At 37.5% G+C, this 3123-nt stretch carries 4 protein-coding genes; all 4 read left to right on the plus strand.

Annotated elements, in window-relative coordinates; genetic code table 11:
* On the plus strand, positions 1-502 hold a 502-nt coding region (locus ACFQZR_RS12410; RefSeq protein ID WP_379346218.1), incomplete at its 5' end, for a hypothetical protein.
* A 300-nt stretch (positions 503-802) separates the two neighbouring features.
* Positions 803-1408 (plus strand): AAA family ATPase, encoded by a 606-nt coding sequence (locus ACFQZR_RS12415; RefSeq protein ID WP_379348814.1) that lies wholly within the window; start codon positions 803-805, stop codon positions 1406-1408.
* A complete protein-coding gene (locus tag ACFQZR_RS12420; protein WP_379348816.1) occupies positions 1404-2327 on the plus strand; it encodes an acetamidase/formamidase family protein in 924 nt (307 codons plus the stop codon). Before ACFQZR_RS12415 ends, ACFQZR_RS12420 begins: the two co-directional genes overlap by 5 nt.
* A gap of 267 nt (positions 2328-2594) precedes the next feature.
* On the plus strand, positions 2595-3123 hold a 529-nt coding region (locus tag ACFQZR_RS12425), incomplete at its 3' end, for a copper amine oxidase N-terminal domain-containing protein (RefSeq protein ID WP_379348818.1).

The following is a 3123-nucleotide window of genomic DNA, read 5'->3' on the forward strand; positions in this document are numbered from 1 at the left end:
AATTGTAGGGTGTGGAAGTGATAATCCCCCTGAAAAAGCATTACAAACTTATTCTTCTCTTTTTCCAGATGTAAGTTCTGAACACCAAGATAGTGTGAAAAAAGTAGAAGACCGTTTAAATCAATCATGGACTAAAGGAAAGGAAGTAATACTAAAAAGTGAAGAGGCTAAGTCATTTGCAAACAGTACTGATATCAGTGAAGACCAAGATTTGACAAAATGGAAGTTTGTAAATCTTCTTAACCTTGAAGAAGAGCTTCTACCTTCTTTCTCTAGACAAGAACAGTCTTCTTTTCTAGATGTTTTTTATAATAGCGAAGAGAAAAGAGAGAATCTAGATGTAGGCGATTATATGTCAGCCTTACTTATAAGTCCAGATAAGTCACATGCCTTGGTGTATTGGGAAAAAGCTAATGGTTCTTACGTTGTACTTGAGATGAAAACTAGAAGTGATGACTCTAATTCTTGGTATGTAAATGGAGTTAAAATTGAGGAACTTTAATAGACAGTTCCCGATCACTACGGAAGCCCGTTCCTTCCCTTCAATGATAAAGCCATTTGGTCCGCCTGAGGAATTCCGTATTGAACTAACTGGGAACGATAGTTGAGAAGCTTGCTTGAGGCAGCTCCTTTTTGCTTTGTTGAAGTAACGGGCAGGATAGTGGAAGAATATTCAATAAAATGTTACCCAAAACAATTCATTAATATGGAATAATATGGTTGTGTGTTACTTTAAAATATGTTTTCTTGATAAGGCCATAGAAGGGGGGGGGCTTTTTTTATAGATTCTTTATTTATCGTTATCAGTGGCACTTCGGGATCTGGGAAAACAACTCTTTGTCGTAACCTAGAATCTGTACTTCAAAATAATTGCATATATCTCTCATTCGATGATTACTTTGCTCATTCAAAGATAAACTTATTGAATTGGTACACTCACGGAGCAAATCCAGATGAAATTGAAAACCAAAAATTACATGAGGATTTACATTCATTACGAATTGGAAGAAAAATAAAGCATATTTTAACAGGCGTTGAATTAGAGCCAACAAAATATATTCTTCTTGATGAACCGTTTGGAAAAAGTCGATATAGAAAAAATAAGTTAATCGACTTATCGATACATCTCAGAACACCTTTAGAAATATCACTCGCAAGAAGAATTTTGCGTCAATTGTCTAACCCTAATGAATCATTAGAAAAACAAAATCATTCAATAAGAAACTACTTAAATACTTATTTAAATAGTCACATTAGAAATTTGTACACGGCCGTTGACTCACTTGCTTTAAATGAATGCGATATCTCCTTAGATGGGTCGAAAAGTGCGGATGAATTAGTTTCTGAAGTCCTAAACTTATTATCCTGGAAAAACGGAGGGGATTTAAATAGCAATTCATCATATTAATCCAGAGCGATCAACACTTCATGGCTCTTTTTCAAAAGAATATGAGCCAGCATTAAGAATAAACCCTGGGGACATTGTTCGCTTTAGTTGTTTGGACATGGGATGGGCCTTAGAGCCATGGTTACAACCAGGCGCACCCACTAAGAGGTTTGGACCAAGGGAACATCCTATGGATAGTGGACATGCACTTTGTGGCCCAATATTTATAAATGGTGCTGAACCTGGTATGGTATTAAAAATTCAAATTAATGAGGTTTTACCTGGCTCATGGGGTTGGAGTGGTGCAGGTGGATACCCGAGCGAGATTAATTCACGTATGGGTGTTGATAAAGGTGAAGAATATTTTCTACACTGGAAGCTTGATTCAAATACGATGACAGGAGTAAGTCAACTCGGTCATAAGATACCTATACGTCCCTTTATGGGGATTATGGGGATGCCACCAGCAGAAGAAGGAATACATTCAACCAATCCTCCACGTTCTTGTGGCGGAAATATTGACTGTAAGGAATTAGTCAAAGGAAGTACTCTTTATCTTCCTATATCGGTTGATGGAGCACTTTTTTCTGTTGGTGATGGACATGCGGCACAAGGAGATGGAGAGGTTGCTTTGCCTGCTTTGGAGTGTCCAATGGATTTAGTTGAATTAGAATTTCAACTTTTATCGGACTTCAAATTATCCATGCCACGGGCTAATACTCCATCGGGCTGGATTACATTTGGTTTTAATAAAGATCTCCATGAAGCAACTTTAATAGCTCTTGATGGCATGCTAGATCTTATGAATGAATTATTTGGTTATGAACGAAAAGAATCCCTTGCATTAGCAAGTTTAATTGTGGATTTAAGGATTACCCAAATTGTAAACGGAGTTCACGGTGTACATGCTATTTTACCGCATGAGGCAGTAACTAAATAGCCGATATATATTGTTTTTATCTTTTTTCGTGCGACCTAGAATGGAACGTAATTGGTGATACTATACACTACTCATTACAAGAAGCAAAAAAATGTGCTACCAATTCAAATATTTCCACTATAAAGTAGAATGCCACAAAAAGTTAAACTAACGGGGAACAGATAGTACAAAATCAGGCTGCCATTACAAGGGCAGCATGTTCAACTAACGGGCAGATTAGCGCAACATTACTTCATAGTTCTCGTCTATAGTATAGTTCTCCAAAATATGCTAAGAAAGGAATATAATATCATAAAAAAGGTTCTCACAGGAATTTTCGCTGCATTAATTTTATCTATCTCTTCACCTGCCTACGCGGCGGCAAATATGCAAATAATAGTTGAGGGTATTACTATCGCCTCCGATGTGAAGCCCGAAATTAAGCACAATCGTACGATGGTGCCTTTGCGTTTTATTAGTGAAAATTTGGGAGCCAAGGTCAACTGGTCGGGTTCGAAAGTTACGCTCGTAAAAAACGATATGCAGGTCATCTTAAAATTGAAGAGCAATACAGCGGTGAAAAATGGTAAACCCGCGCTACTCGATGCAACACCCTATATTAAGAATAATCGCATCATGGTTCCGCTTCGCTTTATTGCAGAAACGTTTAACTGTAGCGTCGATTTCAGAAATTCAACAGTATCTGTTGAACCTGCCCCATTTGTACTAGACGGAGTGACAGTGAAAGCATTGCAACACGAAGTTTACTATACAATGGGCAGCATAGTAAAACAAATGAATGTGAGTTCCTATAACG

It is taken from the genome of Paenibacillus sp. GCM10027629 (assembly GCF_042676425.1).
Taxonomy (GTDB): Bacteria; Bacillota; Bacilli; order Paenibacillales; family Paenibacillaceae; genus Paenibacillus_K; species Paenibacillus_K terrigena.